General features: G+C 59.7%; 11 protein-coding genes. 7 read left to right on the forward strand and 4 right to left on the reverse strand.

The features are described from left to right. Positions 1–9: 9 nt before the first annotated feature. The 3 genes from J7447_RS25725 to J7447_RS25735 all read left to right on the forward strand — a co-directional run bounded on the left by J7447_RS25725 (position 10) and on the right by J7447_RS25735 (position 6,968). Complete coding sequence (locus J7447_RS25725; protein WP_209171401.1) at positions 10–1,743, forward strand: trypsin-like peptidase domain-containing protein; 1,734 nt, start codon at positions 10–12, stop codon at positions 1,741–1,743. After that, positions 1,740–4,838 (forward strand): AAA family ATPase, encoded by a 3,099-nt coding sequence (locus tag J7447_RS25730; protein WP_209171402.1) that lies wholly within the window; start codon positions 1,740–1,742, stop codon positions 4,836–4,838. Before J7447_RS25725 ends, J7447_RS25730 begins: the two co-directional genes overlap by 4 nt. A 156-nt stretch (positions 4,839–4,994) precedes the next feature. After that, positions 4,995–6,968: a DNA/RNA non-specific endonuclease gene (locus J7447_RS25735; protein WP_209171403.1), complete on the forward strand. Its 1,974-nt coding sequence runs from the start codon at positions 4,995–4,997 to the stop codon at positions 6,966–6,968. Positions 6,969–7,056: 88 nt separating this feature from the next. Here J7447_RS25735 and J7447_RS25740 read toward each other — a convergent pair whose 3' ends face one another. Continuing rightward, positions 7,057–7,512, reverse strand: coding sequence for a methylated-DNA--[protein]-cysteine S-methyltransferase (locus J7447_RS25740; RefSeq protein WP_023003661.1), 456 nt, complete (start codon positions 7,510–7,512; stop codon positions 7,057–7,059). 133 nt (positions 7,513–7,645) lie between these two features. Here J7447_RS25740 and J7447_RS25745 point away from each other — a divergent pair, with 133 nt between their 5' ends. From J7447_RS25745 to J7447_RS25760, 4 genes are all read left to right on the forward strand, one after another. Then, on the forward strand, positions 7,646–8,551 hold the full coding sequence (locus J7447_RS25745; RefSeq protein ID WP_023003659.1) for a DMT family transporter: 906 nt from the start codon (positions 7,646–7,648) through the stop codon (positions 8,549–8,551). Between the two features lie 130 nt (positions 8,552–8,681). Beyond that, the gene (locus J7447_RS25750; RefSeq protein ID WP_023003657.1) at positions 8,682–9,326 is read left to right on the forward strand and encodes a L,D-transpeptidase; all 645 of its coding nucleotides are present in this window, start codon (positions 8,682–8,684) and stop codon (positions 9,324–9,326) included. Positions 9,327–9,430: 104 nt separating this feature from the next. Then, positions 9,431–9,967 (forward strand): OmpA family protein, encoded by a 537-nt coding sequence (locus J7447_RS25755; protein WP_228871238.1) that lies wholly within the window; start codon positions 9,431–9,433, stop codon positions 9,965–9,967. A gap of 115 nt (positions 9,968–10,082) precedes the next feature. Further along, positions 10,083–11,174, forward strand: a complete 1,092-nt coding sequence (locus J7447_RS25760; RefSeq protein WP_055661151.1) for a LacI family DNA-binding transcriptional regulator — start codon at positions 10,083–10,085, stop codon at positions 11,172–11,174. A gap of 156 nt (positions 11,175–11,330) precedes the next feature. Here J7447_RS25760 and J7447_RS25765 read toward each other — a convergent pair whose 3' ends face one another. The 3 genes from J7447_RS25765 to J7447_RS25775 form a co-directional block, all read right to left on the reverse strand. Next, positions 11,331–12,959 (reverse strand): BCCT family transporter, encoded by a 1,629-nt coding sequence (locus J7447_RS25765; RefSeq protein ID WP_055661152.1) that lies wholly within the window; start codon positions 12,957–12,959, stop codon positions 11,331–11,333. A gap of 29 nt (positions 12,960–12,988) precedes the next feature. After that, a complete protein-coding gene (locus J7447_RS25770) occupies positions 12,989–13,429 on the reverse strand; it encodes a universal stress protein (RefSeq protein ID WP_208984754.1) in 441 nt (146 codons plus the stop codon). A 274-nt stretch (positions 13,430–13,703) separates the two neighbouring features. Continuing rightward, entirely contained in the window at positions 13,704–15,875 is a 2,172-nt protein-coding gene (locus J7447_RS25775; protein WP_209171404.1) for a diguanylate cyclase, read from the reverse strand. Positions 15,876–15,981 lie beyond the last annotated feature (106 nt).

A 15,981-nucleotide genomic window follows, 5' to 3' on the forward strand; every position in this document is an offset into this window, starting at 1 on the left:
GTGTTGGTCATGCCGGTAACCAGTGCAGAGCTGAAGCAGCATCTGGAGCAGAACGAAGCGGCTGTCGACAGGGTGTTGCGCCGGGTTCAGGGGTTCACGGATTCCCTGATGACGCTCGACGCCTTGCGCAGTACGGCGGGCATCACCGGGCAGCCTCTTGAAGAACTGCTGGCTGATTATCTGAACGAGGAAAATCTTGGCTGGGAGTTCATGTTCCACCTCACCCAACCAATCGAGCCGATCAACGCGGCCAATTTCGACCTCGAGGATCTCGGTGATTTCGCGCACAAGATGCTGGGCTTCAAGCTGTATGTTTTCGATGAAATAGGGTTTTGCGGTATCGCGACACTCGTGTCTCACCGGCTCGCGCTGACCGCCTGGCATGTAACAGTCAAGGACAAGCGGAAGGAGCGCCGGTCCGGCCTCACGGTTCGCACGCAAGAAGGGAGCAAGTCGCTGCGCGTGCTTGGTGTGCGTTTCGAGATGCCTTGCCATGACGATCAATGGGATGTCGGTCTGCAGGACGGGGATATCCTGCGTGCCAACCCGGATGTCGCCTTGCTTGCCATCGAGCAACCGATGACAACGTATTACGAATTGCCGGCGAAACCTCCGGCGTGGATCACCGGGCGGAGAAAGCTTTGCCTGAGCCACAGACAGGACGACAACGGCAGGGGTGTCACCTTCGTTACCGGTCGTGCGACGATCGATGATCCGCCTCGTATCCAACTGGAATGGGAGGACGGTGTCACCAGACCCGGGTCGTCAGGCGGGTCGGTTTTCGACACGGATCTTGCATTCGCCGGCTTCCATCAGGGACAGCTGAACGGCGTTTCCGAGATCGTTCCTTACGCCACCTTCGCCGGCATAGAGGAATTTACCCAGGCAATTGCGGAGGACCGGGCACCGCCTTACATCTATTCGCTGACAGGGCGTGTCGATGGTCATCTGATTATCGGACGGCAGCGCTATTGTCATGCCATCCATGACGTGGTGCGGGGAGCCGCCCGTCACTTGCGCGGGATCTGGATCAAGCGGATGGAAATCGACCAGACGACCGGTCTTGAATTTTCCTACGATCTCTTGTGTCAGGTTCTGGCGCAGAACGGTCAAGCGGCGCAGGTGTTCAGGGTTGAACTGTCTCTGGGAATGGAAGACCTGCTGGAAACGCTGAACGAGAGATTGCACGGCGGAACGCCGCTGCTGGCACGGCCGGGGGCTGCGGACGACGAAACCAGTGAAGGGGCAAGCGACAAGGACCGCGCCAGACAACTGGTGGACCTCCTGGCCAAGACGACCGGCGCAACCGCGGACAAGCCGAGCTGGATTTATTTCGACAATCCGCGCGGAGGCTTGCGCAAGGCGGCACAACAGCAACTGGAACTGCTTCTGGCAATGATCCTGAGCGATACGCGCCTTCGATTTGTCATGGCCGGTGGAGAGACATACAGCGTTCCGGGGCCAAAGGCGGAAAATGCCAGTGCGCTGACCGGGCCGGGGGTGATGGTGGATTACATCGGCCAGTTCGACCGCGAGGATGTGCGTCATACGCTTGAGGCGATCAACCGATCGCTGGGGCTTGGCCTGCCGACGCATGTGGTCGATTTCGTTCTGATGCAGGCCCTTCACGGCGTGCAAGCCCAGGGAACGGTCTATCGCAGTGCGGAAGTGAAAACCGTCTCGGAAAATCTGCAAAGGTCTCTCGCACCGTTGCTTCCGGCCGAAGGAGCATCATCGCCATGAGCAAGGACGGTGACCAGCTCGCGGAAGGCCTGAAGGCGGCCATGCGGTTTGCCGCAACGCGCAAAACCTTCACGCCGCGTGATGCGGTGGAGGCGGCCTCCAAGGTCTTGCAGGACAAGCTGACGCCATTGACGATTGCCCGGCTGCTGACAGAGCTCAACAAGGTCGTCCTGGAAATTTCCTCCGAGCCGGTCTGGTCTCTTCGCAACGGGCCTCGCCATGGTGTGCTCAAGACCATCGAAACACCGGAGGAAGACACACCTGTTGCCAGAGCCCTGCGTGGTGACGAACCGTTCTCGCAGGAGACCATCGAACGACTGATTGCGGAGACTCCGGATCTGCCCGAGCAGGATCAGCTCAAACGGATCGAGGAGATATCCGATGACCTCGACAGGGCCGGACCGAGTGCGCCTGCCTATCCGTTGCTGGTGCGCCTGCGCGGTGTCATGAACCGCGTGGATGCCGCAAGGCGGGCCAATGCCATGCTGAGCCGGGAGTTTTTTGGCCGGGAGAAGGAACTGGCCCGCTTGCTCGACTGGTGCACGCGGCCCCAGGAAAAAACACCTGTCAGCGCCTTGTTCATCACCGGCCTGCCGGGCATCGGCAAATCCTTTCTGATTGACCGGGCAATGGCGGAACACAGGTCTGTTCAAAAGGCGCCAATCGTTCTGCGCCTGGACTTCGACCGGCGCGGGCTGAACCTGGAAGATCCCGACAAGCTGGTGCATGAGCTCTCCCGCCAGCTGGGTGACATCCTGACAGACGAAGCCCCCAGACTGCGCGACCTGAGGCTCAAGTATTCCGGCAATGCGGAAACGACCGGCACGACGGTGAGCAGTACCCTTTTGCCGACCGAGCTGGTCGATGCCATGGGCGCTGCGGTGCGGTCGCATGGCGGGCAGGTGGTCCTGGTGCTGGATACGCTTGAAGTGTTGCGCGGTCATGGCGAAACCCGGCCCATTCTGCTGTTCGAGGTTCTGGACAATCTGGTGCGGGCCGGGCTGTCGCCGATCTCGATCATTGCGGCCGGACGGGGAGATGCGCTCGATTCCGTTCGTAAACGCATCGAGGGGCCGCCTCTGGAGCTGGAAGGCCTGAGCGAGACGGAATCCCGCAATCTTCTGGACAAGTTGGGGGCTCCCCCGGATTTGCATGACAGGATCTTCGAACTTTCGCGTGGCAACCCGCTGATGCTGCGGCTTTCAGCCAAGGTAACGCAGGCGGAGGACTTCGATCCGGGTGAACTGGAATACGGCGAAGCAGGCAGCATCACGGAAGCCTATCTTTACCGGGCTATCCTTTCGCGCATTGACGACCCGCTGCTGGCGAAGCTGGCACATCCTGGTCTTGTCCTGCGCCGGATCAGCGCCGAGGCAATCCAGTTCGTTCTGGCGCCGGCGCTCGGGCTCGGTGAGGATATCGATGAAGCTGCGTCCAGGCGACTTTGGCAGGAACTCAGCAGCCACCATTGGCTGGTGGCCGTTGACGGTCAGGACTGGCTGAAACACCGCAGCGACCTGCGGCGGGAAATCCTGCCCATGCTCTACGTCGAAAAGCCGGAGCTGGCCGCAAGAATAGACCGGGCGGCGGCAAACTGGTTTGCCGGGTTCGACCGTGAGACCGCGCTCTATCATGCCTTCCAGGCGACGCGGGCCGGAGACCCGATGCCCGAATTCACCGCAGCCGACGTTGCGGGCCTCAGCGAAGATGAACTGGACGAGCTTCCTCTTCCGGCGACGAATGCCATCCTGCAGGAGCGCGGCGAGCGCTCGCGCCGGGCGCGCTATACCAGCAGCGAGCAGGGAACATCCGAACCGGTTCCGACTTCGAAAGCGGAGGAGGTCGAGCCGGAACTGATCCGCGAACTCGAACTGACCCTTCGGCGGGGCGATGTGTTCGAGGCCGATCATATCTTCACCCTCAACAACGCCTTTCCGCGAAATCCGTCACCTTCCCGTCCCGAAGCTGCTGCCACGCTTGCCTATTTCTGGCTCTCCGGCCAGTGGGCGCGGGCCATGTCCCTTTGGCGGAAGCTGCCGAAATCCTTGCTGGAACGATTGAGCCGGGAAGACCCGGGCCTCTACGGGCTGGTCCTGCTGGATATCGAGGCGGAAGCGGATTTCGACGGACTTGTCGCCCGGTTGCGGGGTGATGAAAAACTGGCGGCAACAGCCTGGCAGGCGCGTTCCGAGGGTTCCAGGATTGCCCTGAAGGGGGCGCTGGAATTCGCTCTCATGGCCAGCCAGGAAGGGCGGCCGGAGTATGTGGAGATCCTGGATCCGGTTGCCATGTCCGTCTTCAGGTTCGGCGAGAGGGTTTCGGAATACCCGGCAGATGCAATCCGGCAGGGTGCCAACCGCGCCGAGCGGTTTGCGATCATGACCGGACAGCAGCATCCCGACACGGATCAGCACACCATTGCCCGAATGAACCCTGCGATCGCGCCCTTGAGCGTTCTTGCACGCATTCAGCACAGTCCGCGCATGGCGCAATATCTGCGCGGGTTTTACGAGGGGTTGCATGAAACGCTGGAGATGCTGGGAACGCCTGATCTCTTCGACAGTTTCGAACGCTATTCCAGCGACATCGAGATCGAAGGACCGGAAATTCTGGGGGCACTGGGCCTTACTTGCGACTGGGTAGGGGCATTTGCAGTGTTCAATGCTGTTCCGGATGCGCCGACGGTTGCGCGGGCGGCCGAACGCTGGCGTCGCTTCAGTGGCGGTATCTGGTCCTACCCGGGTACGCCGCCGTCTTACTGGGGTAACGGCGAGAGCGATGTCTTGCTGATGGCGCGGGTCAACAGTCTGCTTTCGCGGAAGGATCCGCCGGCAACCGCCCGGGCGCTGTTGCGGCGATTGGCCTATGCGGCCGACTATCCCGACACGGAAGAAGGGGTCCGGCGTGCCCGGAGTGTTTTCGAGCGACGGCTGATGCGGCCTCTGGCAATGGCGATGACCGCGGGCTCTGCCCAGGACATTGCAGCTGCCCTTGCACCCAGGCTCATGGGGCCAGCCCTGACAGCGGCGTTGGCCGTGATCGGGGCTGATGCTGCGAAAAGAAACGAACCGGTCGACGCGTCGACATTGTTCTAGTCGCGTGCGTTTGCAGGTTCGTCAAACACGAAAGAAAGGAGAGAACCGGGCACTGTTCAGGTTCCGTGTTTCCGGCAAGGCCGCAAGCCTCGTCGATGCCCGAACCTATGGGGAATACCGGACAATAATACAGACATTGATATTGGAGGAATTTCCATGAACACGCGAGCATTATTGGAAAGTCAGGGACGGCTCGAAGCATTGAAATCGGGCGGACGGCTTGAGGCTGCGAAACGCGCCATCGAGGCAGGACACCCCTTTGTTGAGCAACTTGGACTGGACATACCGGATACGCTTGATGCGCTGGATATGTCCCTCGGCCAGCTTGAAGCCGCCGGCACGCCGTTGACGCAACTGGAAGCCATCGTGCGACTGGTTACCCGGCCGCCGATGGTTGTTGAAAACGGCGCGGTCTCGCTGATCCCGCTGCCGGATGAGTTTGGTGCCGACATAGACATCAAGATCAAGCGGAACGAACACTGGATCGGCTCGGTCGGGCGGGTTGAATTCATCAACCACTCGATGACCTGGGGCGGAACCGCCTGGGTGGTTGGAGAAGAAGCCGATGGCCGGCATCTTCTTGTCGTGACCAACCGGCACGTCGCCAAGATTGTCGCACGCCGAAACGCCAGGGGAGAGGGCGTCTTCATGCGCTCGCCCTTCACGATGGTCCGTTACGGTGCGCGCGTGGATTTCAACGAAGAGGTTGGCGCGTTGCCGTCAGACGAGCGCCCGGCCGAGATCCTTCGCTTCACCTATCTTGCAGATGATGCCAGCGCCGATGTCGCGATCGGGCGGATCGAAAAACCTGCCGGCTTCGCCGTGGCGCCCTTGCCTCTGGTGGATACGGACGCGGAAACGGACGAGATCGTTGCGGTGATCGGCTATCCGGCCTTCGACAGCCGAAACGACCGCACCGAAATGGAGAAGTATTTCAAGGGCCTCTACGATGTGAAGCGGTTTGCTCCGGGCAAGATGATGCCGGTTGCGCCGGGAACCGTGCTCAGCCACGACTGCACCACGCTCGGTGGAAACTCCGGCTCACCGATCCTGAGCCTTGATCGCAACAAGGTGGTGGGGTTGCACTTCGCCGGAGCCTATGGAATTGCCAACAGCGCTGTCAGGGCGAGCACGCTGCGGGACCTTCTGTCAGGCAAACGGCCCACACAGGTTCTGGTCGAGGCTAGCCTTGAACAGGAGGTGGCCGACGGTTTCCACGACCCGAACCATTTTATCGGCCGGAACGGCTACGATCCCAACTTCCTGTCGGAAAAGGTCGACTTTCCGAAGTTGCCGGACGGCATGTTCAATCTGGCCAGCCCGACGGATGCGCTCGCCGACCGTCCGCATGAGCTGCGCTATACCCACTTCGGGCTTCTCTATGATGTCGATCGCAGAAGCCCCGTGGTCACCGTCGTCAACATCGACGGCGAAAAGGCAATCAAGATCAAACGCAAGAAACCGGACAAGTGGTTTTTCGATCGGCGCATTCCTGTGGAAGCGCAACTCGGCAAGGGCGACTTCCCGGGAGATCTGGACCGGGGACACATGGTCCGGCGCGAGGACCCGAACTGGGGCGATGACCGCCCGGTGGCGCAACTGGCAAACGACGATACGTTCCACTACACGAACGCCTCGCCGCAGCATTCCTCCCTCAACCAGAACCGGTCCACCTGGCAAGGTCTGGAAAACCATATCCTCGACAGCACAAAGACCCATGCCTTCCGTGCAACGGTCTTTACCGGCCCCCTTTTCGACGACGACGAGGATCCGTTCCTCGATGGGGTCGGCATCAATCTGCCCTTGCAGTACTGGAAAGTGGTGGTGATGGATGCCTTGCAGGACGACGGCAGTCTTCGCCTGCACGCGACCGCCTATCTGTTAAGCCAGGGACAGGCCATTCAGAAATACCTGCAGGACCGCCGCGAGTCGGAAGCTGTCGAAGGGTTCGCCTTTGGTGAGTACAAGACGTTCCAGGTGTCCGTTGCCTTTCTGGAAGACCTGTCGGGCTTCGATTTCGGACCGTTGAGGGATGCAGACCCGCTGGCGGCGCTTGCAGACGAGCTTGAGCTGCCCGACAGCGGACCGCAGTTTGTCGAGATCACGGGAGCAGATTCTCTGGTCCTGTGAGGAAATGTGAGCCTGCCGCCGCTCCGGTCTTTGCCTTTATCGACAGGGCCGGAGTGGCAGGTGTTTGACATCGACGACTTGAGTTGCGCTAGACCAGGAACGGGTAGCCACCCTCCAGTTTCAGAAGGGCGATCTTTGTTTCCGTACCGCCCGAGCCGGAATATCCGCCAAGGCCGTTCGCCGACAGGATCCGGTGGCAGGGAATGATGATCGGTATCGGGTTGGCGCCGCAGGCCTGGCCGATCGGCTGACCGTATGTGTCCAGTTCCCTGGCAAGGTCGCCATAGGTGCGGGTTCCGCCATAGGGGATTGCGAGCATTGCCTTGAACACCGCCTGGTGCAGCTCGCCGCCTTTCGGGGCGAGCGGCAGGTCGAAGGTTTTCAGATCACCCGCAAGATAGGCCTGTACCTGGCGTGCCGCTTCCTTGAGCAACGGTGTTTCTTCTTTGCCAGAGGGCCCGTTCCAGTGTAATTGGGTGATTGCGCCGTCAACTTCCGTAATGGAAAGGCGTCCCAGCCATGTTTCAATTTCTGCAACCGGCATAACCGTCCCCGCTTGTCTTTTAAGGTTAGGTAGTGGGTTGGTGCAATTATCTCAACCGGACCGTTCCTGCCGGGACAGTGTCCGCTACTCTCTTTTTCATCTGCGGATGATCGTTTGAAAAGGGCCGCCGCCGATGGCGCATGACAGTCAGCACCGTTCGACCGGCAATGCCGCCGCTGCCACGGCGCCGCTCGCCGGGATCGGTCTCATCGTGCTGGCTTGCCTCAGTTTTTCCGTTCTGGATGCAACGGCCAAATACATGTCGGCCAGCCTGCCGACGCTGCAGATCGTCTGGATGCGGTTCGTCAGTCATGTGATCCTGTCGCTGGTCCTGTTCCAGGTCTGGAAGAAACCTTCGCTCCTGAAGACGAACCGGCCGGTTCTGCAGATCGTGCGGTCGTTCTGTCTGCTCGGCACCACCATTTTCAACTTCCTGGCGGTTCGTTACCTGCAACTTGCCGAAACCATGTCGATCATGTTCGCCGCGCCATTCGTCATCACGGCCCTTGCCGGGCCGCTGCTTGGGGAATGGGCCGGATTACGCCGCTGGATTGCGATCATTGTCGGCTTCATCGGGGTTCTGGTGGTCACCCGGCCAGGACTTGGCGGCATGCACTGGGCGGCGATCTATTCGGTTGCGGCCATGTCCTTTTACGCGGTCTATGCGCTGCTGACACGCCAGCTCACGGCAACGGACAGCTCTGCCGGAATGCTGATCATTTCAGGTATTGTCGCAGCCATTGCCATGGCGCCGGCTGGTATCTCGGTCTGGGTCACGCCTCCGGACCTGTGGACATGGGTTCTGCTGTTCGCGACCGGCGCTTTTGGTGCGGGTGGGCATTTCCTGTTCATCATGGCGCACAGGATCGCGCCTGCACCGGTGCTGGCGCCCTTCATCTATACGCAGATTGTCTGGATGATCGCGCTTGGCTTCCTGATCTTCGACGACGTGCCCACGTATACGACCATTCTCGGGGCAGCCATCGTTGTCGCATCCGGCCTCTACATCCTCTACCGGGAACGCGTGAAGGGGATCTGATCAAGGCTGCATCTGCCCGTACGCTGGCCTTAGGCGGTTGACGGGATTGGATAGTTCCCGTCTTAATACCCGCCGGGGTTAAAACAACCGCCGGTCAGGAAGGATCGCCAGCCTTTAAGGGAGGTGTGGGATGGAGCTGAACCGCCGCAGGTTCTTGACAGGGGCAGCAGCCACGGCAGGCACATTGGCCTTGCCGCAGGTGGCGCACGCCAATGCAGCTGCAAACGCTTATTTCAGTGGCTATCAGGAAGATAGCGGGTTTCAATACAGAAGAACCAACTTCAAGAAGATCGATCCCGTCTGGCATCGGCAGATGGTGAAGTATTTCAGTGACGAGCCACCCGGCACCGTGGTGGTCGATACCAACAATCACTTCCTGTACTGGGTATGGGAAAACAACACCGCGCTTCGTTATGGCGTTGGCGTCGGGCGTGAAGGCTTCCAGTGGTTCGGCCGCGCCCGGATTGACCGCAAGGCCCTTTGGCCGCGGTGGGTGCCGCCACCGGAGATGCTGAAGCGGCAGCCGGATCTGCCAAGAATGGTCGAAGGCGGAGCTGCCAACAATCCACTCGGGCCACGGGCCTTGTATCTCTATCGGGATGGAAGCGATCTCGGGTACCGGCTGCACGGCACGCTGGAGCCCTGGAGCATCGGCCATGATGTGTCGAGTGGCTGCGTGCGCATGTTCCCGGAAGACATTGTCGACCTTTACCAGCGCTGCCCGAAGGGGACCGGCGTTCTGGTGCTGGAGCATCTTGGAGAGAAAGCGGGCTGAGCCCGTTCATTCGGAGCAATTTGCAATCGACCGGCGGAGCTGCAGTCGAAAGGGCTGAGGGCTGCCGGGCGAGGGGGAAACTTAAAGAGGATTTGGGGGCTTCCTTGGAAAATACATTTGGCCGGATCGGCCGGGGCGCAGTCTTTGCGTTCATGATCGGATTTGGAGTCGCCGGCTGCAATAGCGCCGGTGGATTGTCGTCACCCGATGTGACCAACGCACCGGCCGCCGGTTTCGGAAATATTTCGTCGGGTTCGGAAGAGGAATTCATCATCAATGTCGGTCGCCGGGTCTATTTCGACCAGGGCTCGGCTGTGGTCACCGATGAGGCTCGCATCACAATCGAAAATCAGGCCAAGTGGCTGAAATCGAACAAGAAGTGGCTGGTCAAGATCCAGGGCCACGCCGACGATCCGGGCAGCGAGGCTGCGCAGAAGACATTGTCGACCCAGCGGGCGAACGCGGTCATGGCCGAACTGGTCAAGCTGGGGGTCAATCCCAAGCGCATGTGGGTGAAGGGGTATGGCGTGGAGCGTCCGGTAACGGATTGCGACAAGGTCACCTGTCAATCGCAGAACCGCAGGGTTGTCGTCAATCTACGTGAGGAATTCGACGATTCCGCTCCCGCTGGACGGCGCTGATCTTTGTGAGGGGCTTCGATCCCAAACTTCGGAAAAACAGAAAAACCTGTTTACCCAGAGGGGAGAGGGCTATAACGGTCTCTCCCAACGCCGCTGCGGTTATTGAGAAATAGGAATGTCTGAAGACAACGGTTCCCCTCCCTCCCAGCCGGAATTTCCGCAAAAGCCTGGTAAAAGGCTCACTCTCGGGCACATTGCCGACCAGCTCGGTATTTCCACGGCAACCGTGTCGCTGGCGCTTCGGGACAGTCCGCTTGTTGCCGAGGAAACCAGGGCGAAGGTCAAGCAGACCGCGGAGGAGATCGGATATATCTACAACCGGTCGGCGGCTTCTCTCAGAACCGCCCGCAGCCAGATTGTGGGCGTTGCCGTTCATGACATCCTGAACCCTTACTTCGCCGAAGTCTTTTCTGCGCTCGAGGATGTTCTGGAAGAGCAAGGACAGATGATCTTCATCTGCAACCACCGTGATGACGTCAAACGCCAGCGTGCGTTCGTCAACACGCTGCTGCAGCACCGCGCGGACGGATTGATCCTGTGTCCTTCGGTCGGAACCTCGGCCGAAGAGATCAACAGGCTGGTGGACCAGGGGATACCCGTGACGCTGGTGGCGCGCGAGGTTCCGGGGGTCTGGGCACCGTGCGTACGCGGTGACGATCTTGCCGGCACCTATCAGATCACCAAGCACCTGATCAAACAGGGGCACAAGGACATCGCCATGGTTGGCGGTCGCCGTGGCAGCTCGACCGGCCGCTACCGCAATGCGGGCTGGCGCAAGGCGCTGGAAGAAGCGGGGATCGATCCCGCGAGCCAGCTTGACCTGCCTGAGCTGATGACTCAGGCAGATGGCCGGGCCGCAGTGCCGAAGATCCTGGAAGCCGAACATCGCCCCACAGCCATCGTCGGCTTCAACGATCTCGTCGCCCTTGGAATGATGACCACGTTCCGGCGAGCAGGGATCGAGCCGGGGCCGGACATGGCGATTACTGGTTACGACGATATCGACGGCGCCGATGCGCGTACGCCCGCGCTGACGACGGTGTCAGCCCAGCCGGACAAGATCGGACGGTTGGCAGCACTGACTCTGCTGCGCCAGATCGCGGGTGACCGCGTGCCCAATACGCCCATCGTGATCGAACCCGATGTGCGGATCCGTGAAAGCTCGCCGCCTCCCGGCGTGCGACTGGCCCCCAAGCTGGCCGACTAGACAAGTCGGCTGGCGATTGCCGCCTGCTTTTAAGAGGCCGTCGGATCATCCGGTCGCCCTTCGCCTGTCCGCGATGACTGCAACGTGGCTCGTCATGTTCGGATGCAAAAACGGGCGGCCAGAGCCGCCCGTTCCAGGTGTTCCTGCTGTCTCAGGTCAGCGCGGCTCGTCCGCCAGTCCCTTGAAGATGGCGTAGCAGGCCAGCAACAGCACGATCGTGAAGGGGAACCCGGTCGAGACCGCCATTGCCTGCAGGGCTCCCAGGCCCCCGCCAAGCAGAAGCGCGATGGCGACCAGACCTTCGAAGGTGCACCAGAACACGCGCTGCGGCACCGGCGCATCGACCTTGCCGCCTGCCGTGATCGTGTCGATCACCAGAGAGCCGGAGTCCGAGGAGGTGACGAAGAACACGATGACCAGAATGATGGCGATGAACGAGGTGATCGATGCCATCGGCAGATCGGCAAGCATGCCGAACAGCGACAGTTCAGGGCTGTAGCTCGCGATCACGTATTCATGCACCTGGCTGTCGTTGCTGGCCAGGACCTGTTCGATGGCGGTGCCGCCGAACGCTGTCATCCAGATTACGGACACGATGGTCGGAATGATCAGGACGCAGACGATGAACTCCCGAACAGTGCGGCCACGGCTGACGCGTGCAATGAACATGCCGACAAACGGCGACCAGGAAATCCACCAGGCCCAGTAGAACGATGTCCAACCCTGGCGGAAGCTGTCGTCCTCGCGGCCGAACGGCATCGACAGCGGTACGATTTCCCTACCGTAGGCAATAATGTTGGAGAAGAAGTCGGAGACCAGCGTTGCGGTCGGACCAGCGGCAATCACGAAGACCAGCAGCAGAGCCGCAATCAGCATGTTGATTTCCGACAGAACTTTCACGCCGCCGTCGAGACCACGCAGAACCGAGACCAGCGCAACGCCGGTGATGCCGATGATCAACACGACCTGTGCCGTGGTGCTGACAGGAATGCCGAAGACGAAATCGAGACCTGCATTTGCCTGCTGGGCGCCAAAGCCAAGTGAGGTCGCGAGACCGAACAGGGTCGCGAACACGGCCAGGATATCGATGACATGGCCCGGCCAGCCCCAGGTGCGCTCACCGAAGATCGGATAGAACACCGAGCGCATGGTCAGCGGCAGACCCTTGTTGAAGGAGAAGATCGCAAGAGCGAGTGCAACCACGGCGTAGATCGCCCAGGGGTGCAGGCCCCAGTGGAAGATGGTTGCGGCCATGCCCATGGCCTTCGCGGCCGCGACATTTTCCGGAATGATATTGCCGTCGGCGTCGAAGGGCTTTGGCACACCGATCGGCTCGGAAAAGGCCATGTGATAGACCGGTTCCAGAACGCCGAAGAACATCAGGCCAATGCCCATGCCGGCGGCGAACAGCATGGCGAACCAGCCGAAGTAGGTATAGTCGGGCTCGGCGTCCTTGCCGCCGATGCGGACGTTGCCGAGGGGTGTGACGATCAGCGCCAGGCAGACGAGGACGAAGACGTTGCCGGAGATGATGAAGAACCAGTCGAGGTTCGATGTCAGCCACTTGCGCAGATGATCGAACATCGGGCCGACTTCGGTCTGAAAGGCAAGGGTCAGAAAGACGAAGGCAACGATGGTCAGGCCAGAGACCAGGAAAACCGGATTGTGGATGTCGAGGCTGAAAGGGCCGACAGAAGTTTCGATGTTGTCCTGGCCAATCTCGTATTCGGTGTCGATGAGATTGGCGGCGCCTTCCGGATCCGGAATGCCTTGATTGTCGCTCATGGGAGCGCTCCTTTTGTTCGGGAAACGGGTTATCTCACGAGGAAGACGGAAACATCTGCATGGCTCGCGACGCGTCCACCGTTCGACGGCCAGAAGTGATCCGGCACGTGCGGGATGTGCGTTGCCATGACCACGAGATCCGCACCGGTATCGTGAACAGCCTTCAGAATCGCGTTTTCCAGGTCGACAGCCGGATCGTGAGAGAAAACGGCATGACCGGTAGCGGTGATCCCGTGTTTCTGCCCTTCTGCGGCAGCGTAGGCAGCCAGCTTTTCCCGAAACTCGTCCGGAGTGTGGGCAAGGGCGCTTGGGGTGTTTGAAGTTACCGCCGCAAATACCACGGGAATACTATTGGTTTTTGCTATATAAGCACCCGTTGCGATGGCTTTTTCAAGTTTATCCGCATGACTGAGGTCAATCGGAACTAGTATTTTTGTGAACAAATGTCCCTCCAAGATCTGTTCAGGCAAGAATATACAAGATTCAAGCCGTAGAGGTCCTTGCGCGGAGGGTCCGCTTCAGTATTGCATTCTAGTGTAATGTCGTCTTGTCCCGCTCCGCTACGATTACACTACTGTTGCATATACGGAGGGCGGCGTCAAAAGAACGGCAAGAATACGTCCCGATGCGACATATTGGCGCGTTGGGTTCGAATTAGCGCGAAGTTTGGCGCGGGAGGCCGGGAAAACGCTACGGCATCGCGTGTCAAACGTGGCCGCGAGCAGGCCAGACGGTCTGGGCCGGTCAGAGGGCCGGAGCGTGTTCCGGATACGAACTCTTGTGGGCAACGCATTTGTTGCGGCCCGTCGCCTTTGCCTCATAAAGCGCCGTGTCGGCCTTTTGCATGAGGGTCGAAAATTCCAGATCTTCGCGGACGACGGTGGCAAGGCCCATGCTGCAGGTGACCGTCTGTTTGACGATGTCGAGCTGGCATTCCTCGATAATCTTCACCCGCAGGCGTTCACACACCAGCATGGCATCTTCGATTTCTGCGTTGTGCAGGATCATGCAGAACTCTTCGCCGCCGACCCGGCCGAAGATGTCGACGGCACGCAGGGCGCTGCTGACGGTATCGGAAAATTTTTTCAAAACTTCGTCGCCGGTGGCATGGCCGTACAGATCGTTGATCTGCTTGAACTTGTCGATGTCCATCATCACAGCCGTGAAGGGGCGCTTGGTGCGGCGGAAGCGTTGCACTTCGGTATTGGCCCGTTCCAGGAAAGCGCGGCGGTTCAGGATCTGGGTCAGGTCGTCGATGCTGGCGACCCGCTCCAGGTTGATCTTGGCGTTCATCAGGGCCTGGTGATCGCGCTGGCGGGCGATCTCATGTCCGACCCAGTCCGCGAACTGACGCACGATCTGAAGATCCGACGGGGAAAATGCCCTTTTGCGCACGTCCGGGGCGGTGAAGTTGATTGTCCCATGAACTTCACCATCCACGAGAATCGGGGCGCCGATGTACGTCTCCAACTTGAAGATCTCGTGGCAGGGATGCCTGGCGAACTCCGAGCTTGCGGCATTTGCGGTCGCGATCGGCTCTTCGGACTTCAGCGTCAACAGACAATAGGTGTCCTGCAACGGGAACGAAGTGCCCGGAACGAGTTCTCCTTCAGGGCTCTGGGCGTGTGTGATCGTGTAGTGGTCGTCAATCACGTGACTGATAATGCCGAAGGGAACCTCGAAATGTTCGGTCCCCAGACGCAGGATTTCGGCAATCTTGTCTTCGTGGCCGAGCTCGCGGGTCGAGGTGATGGCATAAAGCTCGGCCAGCGTACGTTCCGTTTTCTTCCGGTCGGTTATATCGGAAATCAGAACCACGATAGCTTCAACGGCACCATCATCGCCGAAGCGCGGGTTACAGCTCATCAGGCATTCGCGCAAAATGCCGTCGGGAAAATGGAAGCTGACTTCCGATGAAACCTTCTCACCGCTCATCGCTTCCTCGAAGATCGTGCGAACGGCTTCGCGTTCCTTCCAGGGCAAGCGGTCACGAAGCCGGGTGCCGATGAGAGTTTCCGGTTTTTCGTTGAACCAGTCACACGCGGTCTTGTTGATGAAGACGCATCTGCCCTCCAGATCGACTTCGGTGACGCTGGCGACAATGTTGTCGGCCATGAGCGAAAGGTTCTTGTAGGCGTTTTCGGCCTTGGCCTGAGCGTGTTTGAGTTCCGTGATGTCGAACCGGATGCCGGCGATGCCGCCGGCGCGGGTGCGGGTTTCCGAAATGCGCAGCCAGCGGCCGTCACTGAGGTTTTGCTCCAGGATCGAGCCATCGCCGGCCTGATGCCGATCGAGGCGCTCCGCCAACCATTCGTCGTCCGTCTTGCCGCCCGTCTCGTATTGCTTGCGGTTCAGGCCGAACCGCAGGATGTCCTCGAAACGATTGCCGGGGAACATGGCCGGTGCCGAATGGGCATAGATCTCGCGATAATTGTCGTTGCAGATAACCAGCCGGTCATCCTTGTCGTAGAGTGCGAAGCCTTCCGAAATCGCGTCCAGGGCATCTTCAAGCGTCAAGGCGATGTCGCTCAGTTTGCTTTCCAGCGCCTTTCGTTCCGCCTGATCCCGCGCGATAAACAGGATGCCGGTCAATGTGTGATCTGTATCGAACAGCGGTGCGCTGACAACCTCTACGGATACGGTCGACCCGTCTTCGAGCGCCAGATCGATTGAATAGGCTTTGCGGTTCCGGTGATCCGTTGGCGATTGGTAGAGTTCCGCCATCTGGGCAAACTGGTTCGGATCGGCGAAGAACCGTTTCGTTGTCGTGCCGACGACCTTTTCGCGATCCACCTTCAGCAGTTTGGACATAGCCTTGTTTACGAAAACGATGGTGCGTTCGGGGTTGGTCACGAGGACACATTCGTTCAAATCGCCGAACGTCTGTTCAAGATCCAAAGTGATGTTCTTGGTCATTTCCGTCCCCATTATCCGACCTTTGTGCGGGTCGCGGTGTCATTCAAGACAATAAAAGTTTAATAAAAGGGATACGTAACGGAAGACTCCTTGAAGAAAATACGCA

Source organism: Labrenzia sp. R5_0 (assembly GCF_017743835.1).
Classification (GTDB): Bacteria; Pseudomonadota; Alphaproteobacteria; order Rhizobiales; family Stappiaceae; genus Roseibium; species Roseibium algicola.

What these genes read in the sequence shown, in the direction of transcription:
- J7447_RS25725 (WP_209171401.1), top strand. Translation starts at nt 10, where the DNA reads ATGCCGGTAACCAGTGCAGAGCTGAAGCAGCATCTGGAGCAGAACGAA.
- J7447_RS25730 (WP_209171402.1), top strand. Translation starts at nt 1,740, where the DNA reads ATGAGCAAGGACGGTGACCAGCTCGCGGAAGGCCTGAAGGCGGCCATG.
- J7447_RS25735 (WP_209171403.1), top strand. Translation starts at nt 4,995, where the DNA reads ATGAACACGCGAGCATTATTGGAAAGTCAGGGACGGCTCGAAGCATTG.
- J7447_RS25740 (WP_023003661.1), bottom strand. Translation starts at nt 7,512, where the DNA reads ATGCCGGTTGCAGAAATTGAAACATGGCTGGGACGCCTTTCCATTACG.
- J7447_RS25745 (WP_023003659.1), top strand. Translation starts at nt 7,646, where the DNA reads ATGGCGCATGACAGTCAGCACCGTTCGACCGGCAATGCCGCCGCTGCC.
- J7447_RS25750 (WP_023003657.1), top strand. Translation starts at nt 8,682, where the DNA reads ATGGAGCTGAACCGCCGCAGGTTCTTGACAGGGGCAGCAGCCACGGCA.
- J7447_RS25760 (WP_055661151.1), top strand. Translation starts at nt 10,083, where the DNA reads ATGTCTGAAGACAACGGTTCCCCTCCCTCCCAGCCGGAATTTCCGCAA.
- J7447_RS25765 (WP_055661152.1), bottom strand. Translation starts at nt 12,959, where the DNA reads ATGAGCGACAATCAAGGCATTCCGGATCCGGAAGGCGCCGCCAATCTC.
- J7447_RS25775 (WP_209171404.1), bottom strand. Translation starts at nt 15,875, where the DNA reads ATGACCAAGAACATCACTTTGGATCTTGAACAGACGTTCGGCGATTTG.